Annotated in this window: 7 protein-coding genes; 6 read left to right on the forward strand and 1 reads right to left on the reverse strand. The window is 67.8% G+C overall.

Annotated features, from left to right (window positions below; all coding sequences use genetic code 11):
- Nucleotides 1-13 precede the first annotated feature (13 nt).
- Both rplQ and FV560_RS17920 read left to right on the forward strand, forming a co-directional pair.
- A complete protein-coding gene (gene rplQ / locus FV560_RS17915; RefSeq protein ID WP_159622954.1) occupies nucleotides 14-604 on the forward strand; it encodes a 50S ribosomal protein L17 in 591 nt (196 codons plus the stop codon).
- Nucleotides 605-761: 157 nt separating this feature from the next.
- A complete protein-coding gene (locus FV560_RS17920) occupies nucleotides 762-1,469 on the forward strand; it encodes an alpha/beta fold hydrolase (protein ID WP_159622956.1) in 708 nt (235 codons plus the stop codon).
- A gap of 42 nt (nucleotides 1,470-1,511) precedes the next feature.
- On the opposite strand, the gene FV560_RS17925 is transcribed toward FV560_RS17920, so the two are convergent.
- Nucleotides 1,512-2,270, reverse strand: a complete 759-nt coding sequence (locus FV560_RS17925; protein ID WP_159622958.1) for an ROK family protein — start codon at nucleotides 2,268-2,270, stop codon at nucleotides 1,512-1,514.
- A gap of 107 nt (nucleotides 2,271-2,377) precedes the next feature.
- Between FV560_RS17925 and truA the strand changes: the two genes are divergently transcribed.
- The 4 genes from truA to glmM all read left to right on the forward strand — a co-directional run bounded on the left by truA (nucleotide 2,378) and on the right by glmM (nucleotide 5,928).
- A complete protein-coding gene (truA, locus tag FV560_RS17930; protein WP_235020205.1) occupies nucleotides 2,378-3,301 on the forward strand; it encodes a tRNA pseudouridine(38-40) synthase TruA in 924 nt (307 codons plus the stop codon).
- A gap of 198 nt (nucleotides 3,302-3,499) precedes the next feature.
- Entirely contained in the window at nucleotides 3,500-3,943 is a 444-nt protein-coding gene (gene rplM, locus FV560_RS17935; protein WP_159622960.1) for a 50S ribosomal protein L13, read from the forward strand.
- A 42-nt stretch (nucleotides 3,944-3,985) separates the two neighbouring features.
- On the forward strand, nucleotides 3,986-4,477 hold the full coding sequence (gene rpsI, locus FV560_RS17940) for a 30S ribosomal protein S9 (RefSeq protein WP_159622962.1): 492 nt from the start codon (nucleotides 3,986-3,988) through the stop codon (nucleotides 4,475-4,477).
- A gap of 104 nt (nucleotides 4,478-4,581) precedes the next feature.
- Complete coding sequence (glmM, locus tag FV560_RS17945; protein ID WP_159622964.1) at nucleotides 4,582-5,928, forward strand: phosphoglucosamine mutase; 1,347 nt, start codon at nucleotides 4,582-4,584, stop codon at nucleotides 5,926-5,928.
- The last annotated feature ends 649 nt before the right edge of the window (nucleotides 5,929-6,577 follow it).

Here is a 6,577-nt window from a genome sequence, read left to right on the forward strand (position 1 = left end):
CTGAGGAAACATCATGCCCAAGCCCACGAAGGGTCCTCGCCTCGGTGGCGGACCGGCGCACGAGCGGCTCATCCTGGCGAACATGGCCCAGTCTTTGTTCGAGCACCAGAGCATCCGTACCACGGAGGCCCGTGCGAAGCGGCTGCGCCCCTTGGCCGAACGGCTGATCACCAAGGCCAAGCGTGGCGACCTGCACGCGCGCCGTCAGGTACATGCCGTCCTCTCTCGCAAGGACATCGTGCACGTGCTGTTCGCTGAGATCGCTCCCGCGATGGCCGAGCGGCAGGGTGGCTACACCCGGATCACCAAGGTGGCTCCGCGCAAGGGCGACAACGCGCCCATGGCGGTCATCGAACTCGTGATGGAGCCGGTGAGCCCGAAGCAGGCCACGGTGAAGGAGGCCGAGGCGGCCGCCAAGCGTGCCGTCAAGGAGGATGCAGCAGCCGAGGCGACGGACGCCGGCGAGGAGCCTGCCGACGAGGTCGTGACGGAGGAGCAGGCTCAGCCGGGCGACGAGGTTGAGACGGCGGACACCGTCGAGGAGACCGACGCCGACGAGGCTGACGAGTCCGCTGCTGACGAGTCTGACGAGGCCAGCAAGTAGAACTTCCTCCTTGTGGGGAATTGAGGCGATGACGGCCGGACCGGCCGATGCCTCGGCGAAGGGCCCGCACCGGGATGACCTCCTGGGTAGCGGGCCCTTCGCTGTGCCCGGTGTACCGCGTGGCCCGGTGTACCGCGTGCGGACTAGGGTGCCATTCGTGAGTTCCATCACCGTGCTGCTTGTCCATGGCATCCGCACGTCGAGCTCGATGTGGGCCCGGGTCCAGGCGGACCTGGATGCTGCGGGCGTGCCGAGCATCGCTGTCGATCTCCCGGGCCATGGGCGGCGGATGACCGAGGAGTTCACTCTCGACGCCGCTGACGAGACGCTCGAACGAGCCGCAGCCGAGGCGCCGGGGCACGTCGTGCCGGTCGGCCTCTCGCTCGGCGGCTACCTCACCCTCAGGTGGGCCGCGCGGACCGATGTGTCCGTCGCAGGCGTGCTGGCCGCGTCGTGTGCGGTGCGCCCGCGTGGTCTCCCGCTGGCTGCCTATCTGGCGATCGCAGGACTGATCCATCAGCTTCCAGACCGCGGCAGGAGACTGCACGATCTCACGACCCACGCGATTCTGGGCGGTGTGGCTGCCCGTGAGGTCTCCGCGGGAGGTGTGGCTCTCGATGCGATGGTTCCGACCCTGCATGCCATGCGTGGGGTCGACCCTCTCGCCGACTTAGCACGTCTCGAGGTGCCGGTCTGGCTGGTGAACGGGGCCTGGGACCACTTCCGACTCCAAGAGTCCCGTTTCGCTCGTGCAGCGTCCTGCGCACGGCGGGTCCGGATACGCGGTGCCGGGCACGTCCTGACGGCGGATCGTCCGCATGAGCTGGCGCGGCTGGTGCGGACGCTGGTGCAGAGTGTGGCTTGACTGAGCAGGACGTCCTGGCGGAGTGGGCATGGCCCGGGTGGCTCAGGTGGTCAGGGACCAGACGCGGACCCCGCCGATGATTCCTGCGCTGTTCGGGACGATGACGACGTCGTCATCCAGTTTGTCGAGCACTCCGGGCACGAGCCGGCGCGAGTTCCCGCCCCCGATGTAGAGCCGGTCCCACAGGTAGACCGGCCGCAGCGCATCGACGACCCGCCGGATCCGCCGCGACCACATGGCGTCGCCGAGCCGCAGGCGTTCGTGCTCGCCCACGTACTCGTCGTAGGTGAGCCCCCAGCGCACTGGCCCCTGGGACAGCTCCTGGTGCGGGGCGAGGACACCGCCGTCGAAGAGCGCGTTCCCCAGCCCCGTACCGAAGGTGAGCATCAACTCCAGGCCGGCCCCGGCGATCACACCGGCTCCGTGTACCTCTGCATCGTTGAGGACGATCGCGGGCATGTCCAGTCGTTGAGAGATGGCCGCCCGCATATCGAAACCCGACCATGCCTGGACCAGTTCGGGGACCGGTCGCGTGCGAGGGCCCGCCCGGGTGATGTAGTGCGGTGTCGCCACCACGACTCCGTGACGGACCATGCCCGGCATGCCGACAGTCACCCGGCCGGCCGGGGGCAGCTGGTCGGCCAGGTCGGCGATGACCTGGAGCAGGCGCTCCGGAGGAAGTGGGTAGGGGGTGGCGGCTCGGACGGGCTGCGCGTGCATGGTGCCGGCAGCATCGAGGACGGACGCTTTGATACCGCCCCCGCCGCAGTCGACGGCGAGCGTGGCCGGAGAGTCGTGCACGCGTCGCACTGTACGCCACCGATGCCGTGCGGCGGATCGGACGCGATCGGTGGGAATGGTGCGAACGTGCGTGCCCGACGGCACACCATCTGTGATGGACTGATGTCGTGTCGTCCTCCACCACGTCGCTCGATCACCCGACAGAACTGCTCCGGGTGCGCCTGGATCTGGCCTACGACGGCACGGAGTTCTCGGGTTGGGCTGCCCAGCCGCGTCTGCGCACGGTCGAGGGCGAGCTGACCTCGGCCCTCGTGCGAGTACTGCGACTGGACGAGCTACGGGTGACGGTGGCAGGCCGGACCGATGCGGGGGTGCACGCGCGTGGGCAGGTCGTACACCTGGACATTCCGGCACCGGTCTGGTGGGCAACGCCTGGGAGGAGCGACCGGCCGCCGGGGGAGGCCCTGGTGCGTCGACTCGCGGCCGTCCTGCCCGAGGACGTGCGCGTCCGGTCAGCGCAGGTAGCGCCCCCCGGCTTCGATGCCCGGTTCTCGGCCGTGTGGCGACGCTACGCGTACCGCATTGCCGACCGCGACAGTCTGCATGATCCGCTCTCGCGGAGGTGTGTGACGTGGCACCGTCGCATGCTGGATGTGGGGGCGATGGACCTCGCCGTTCGTCTTCTCATGGGCGAGCACGACTTTGCCGCCTACTGCAAGCCGCGGCCCGGCGCGACCACGATCCGCACCCTGCAGGAGCTCCGATGGGTGCGGGACGAGGCTGGGCTTGCGGTAGCGCACGTACGCGCGGACGCGTTCTGTCACTCGATGGTGCGCGCACTGGTGGGTGCCAGCATCGCGGTCGGTGAGGGACGCCGTCCTGTGGACTGGCCGGCTGAGGTGCTACGGGTGGGGGATCGCGATCCCGCCGTGGGTGTGGCACCGGCGCGTGGGCTCGCGCTCGAAGAGGTCGGCTACCCGCCGCCATCGGAGCTCGCTGAACGCGCGCGCACGGCTCGCGCCGTGCGGACACTCCCCAGGGAAGACGCCAGCGCAGCGGCACGTGACGTAGATCCCTCGTCCGCGCTTTGACCGCTCCGGGCGCCGCGCAGTACTCTTATGAGTCGTTGTGCGTCCATGCACGCTGGTCGGTGCCTCCCACTCACCGGTCCGGGACCTTCTGGACGCTCACCGCCGTAGAAGTGACCAGAGGGATCCGCTTCCACTGCGAGCGCACCGCGCCGCGGTGAGTGATCCCCGCAGACCAGCAGAGAAACGAAGGCTACGACCGTGCGTACGTACACCCCCAAGCCCGGCGACACCGAGCACTCCTGGTACGTCATCGACGCTACCGATGTGGTGCTCGGGCGACTGGCGAGCCACGCTGCCGCACTGTTGCGTGGCAAGCACAAGCCCACCTTCGCGCCGCACGTGGACGGCGGTGACTTCGTCATCGTCGTGAACGCCGACAAGGTCGCGCTCACCGGCGCGAAGCGGGACACGAAGATCGCCTACCGACACTCCGGATACCCGGGTGGTCTGAAGGCGACGAACTACGCCGAGCTCCTCGAGAAGAACCCTGAGCGGGCTGTGGAGAAGGCGATCCGGGGCATGATCCCCAAGACTCGACTGGGCCGTGCCCAGCTGAGCAAGCTCAAGGTCTACCGCGGGGCCGAGCACCCGCACGGTGCGCAGAAGCCGGAGACCTTTGAGATCACCCAGGTCGCGCAGTAACGCGACGCCCGCGAGACTGACGCACTGAACGAGGAGAACCCCGTGTCCCAGACGACTGCCGAGACCCAGGAGCTTGAGGGCGAGGCCCCGAGCTCATACACCTCCGAGAGCGCCGCCCCGACCACCGGAGGTGGAAGTTCGCTGACCGCACCCGGCCAGGCCCTCGGCCGCCGCAAGGAGGCTGTCGCCCGTGCACGCCTGGTGCCGGGCACCGGAACCTGGAAGGTCAACGGGCGTACGCTCGAGGACTACTTCCCGAACAAGCTCCACCAGCAGCTTGTGAACTCGCCGTTCACTTTGCTGGACCTTGAGGGCCGCTTCGATGTGGTTGCCCGGATCGACGGTGGTGGCCCGTCCGGTCAGGCGGGCGCATTGCGCCTGGCGATCGCCCGCGCGCTCAATGAGATCGACGGGGAGTCCAACCGGCCGGCGCTCAAGCGTGCAGGCTTCCTCACCCGGGACGCCCGCGTGACCGAGAGCAAGAAGGCTGGTCTGAAGAAGGCCCGTAAGGCGCCGCAGTACTCCAAGCGCTGACGCGCTGATGGCATGGGCCCCGGACGACCGTTCCTGGTTGTCCGGGGCCTTGTCGTGTATCACCTGGTCCGACCGGACCGCACTCTCAGGGAAAGGACGAACGGATGGCTCGGCTTTTCGGGACCGACGGTGTTCGAGGACTTGCCAACCGCGAGGTGACGGCGTCGCTCGCGTTGCAACTGGGGACGGCAGCCGCGCACGTGGTCGCCGAACGAACGCAGGGACATCGCCCGCGGGCGATCGTGGGACGCGACCCGCGGGTGTCGGGGCAGTTCCTCTCCGCCGCTGTGATTGCGGGTCTGGCCAGCGCTGGCGTCGATGTCGAGGATCTCGGTGTGTTGCCGACCCCGGCGGTCGCCCATCTGACCAGCGCTGAGAACGTCGACCTCGCCGTGATGATCTCGGCATCGCACAATGCCATGCCCGATAACGGCATCAAGTTCTTCGCCCGCGGTGGTCTCAAACTCGCAGACGATATCGAGGATGCGATCGAGGCGAGGCTCTCGGAGGCGTGGAACCTGCCGACGGGCGCAGACGTCGGTCACGTGACCATGAACCGGGGAGCGGCGGGAGACGCCTATGTCGAGCATCTTCTCGGAAGTATCGACACAGATCTCACCGGGCTTCGAATCGCGGTGGACTGCGCCAACGGTGCGGCGAGTGAGGTGGGACCCGCGGCGTTGCGTGCGGCCGGTGCCGATGTGGTGGTCATCAACGCCTCTCCTGACGGGCGCAACATCAATGAGAAGTGCGGGTCGACTCACCCGGAGCAGCTGCAGGCCGTGACTGTGGCGTCCGAGGCGGATTTCGGTGTCGCCTTCGACGGTGATGCCGACCGATGCTTGGCGGTGGATCACAACGGCGATCTGATCGACGGCGATCAGATCATGGGAATCCTCGCCGTCGCGATGAACGAGTCGGGCCGGCTCTCCGACAGCACACTGGTCGTGACCGTGATGAGCAACCTGGGCCTCACCTTGGCGATGCGTGAGGCGGGAATCCGGATCGAGCAGACCGGAGTGGGGGATCGGTACGTGCTCGAGAGGATGCGAGCCGGCGGCTATGACTTGGGTGGTGAGCAGTCCGGGCACATCATCCTTGCCAGGCATGCCACGACCGGAGACGGTGTGTTGACGTCTCTGCACCTCGCAGCGCGGGTGGCACAGACCAAGCGCACGCTCGCGGACCTGGCGGCGGTGATGACGCGGTTGCCGCAGGTGCTTGAGAACGTACGCGGAGTGGACAAGAACCGGGTGGGTCAGGATCCGGTCCTGGCTGAGGCGATCGCGGAGACCGAGCGCAGGCTCGGCGATAGTGGGCGCGTGCTGTTGCGATCCTCCGGTACGGAGCCGCTGGTGCGGGTGATGGTCGAAGCAGCCACGCATGAGCAGGCCGAGCGTGAAGCCGCGCTCCTCAGCGAGGTTGTGCGCACGCAGCTGAGCATGGGATGACTCCAGGGACCCCTGGGATGGGTCCGCTGGGATAGACCGAGATGGGCCGCACCGGAAAGCCCGGCGCCACAGATGCCCGGTGCCGACGCACCTCACCTGCGTCGGCACCGGGCATCAGCACATGCGCAGGACGATCTGCGGCTCGGAGGCCGGCCGTGAGCGCGCAGGCTCGAGAGGCAAACAGTGCATGTGTCGTGAACCACATGTTGTGCCAACCGCCCCGAGGAATGCTCCCCGGCGGCTGATCCTGGACCCAGTCCGGCAGGCGGACTGGGTGCACGAATGGCGGAATCCTGCGGCTGACGGCGTGCGGGAAGGCGACAGGGCCGGTCGCTGGTCGCGGCCCCGGACCCGCTGGCGTTGGATTTGACCCGACCGGGGAAGGTGCGTAATGTATCTACTCGTTGCCCCGGAGCAAGGGAGAAGCGGACACCGACTAGGTGGCCGATCCCGCCGGAGCGGCCCTCGGATCGATCAAAGTCAGCCATGTGCGGATGAGATCGCCGGACGAGGAGGTGCGACGAAGAGTCGCAGCGACTGGTACGGTCTACGAGGTCAGCGAGAAGCCCCATCGGGGCGTGCATAGAGCACGGTCTGAAGGTGCGCGTTCGTTGTTTGAGAACTCAACAGTGTGTTTGTAGTGATTGAT

Source organism: Ruania rhizosphaerae (genome assembly GCF_009805705.1).
In the GTDB taxonomy this organism is placed as follows: Bacteria; Actinomycetota; Actinomycetes; order Actinomycetales; family Beutenbergiaceae; genus Ruania; species Ruania rhizosphaerae.

Excerpts from the sequence above, each read along its gene's own strand:
- glmM (WP_159622964.1), top strand. The coding sequence starts at position 4,582 with ATGGCTCGGCTTTTCGGGACCGACGGTGTTCGAGGACTTGCCAACCGC.
- rplQ (WP_159622954.1), top strand. The coding sequence starts at position 14 with ATGCCCAAGCCCACGAAGGGTCCTCGCCTCGGTGGCGGACCGGCGCAC.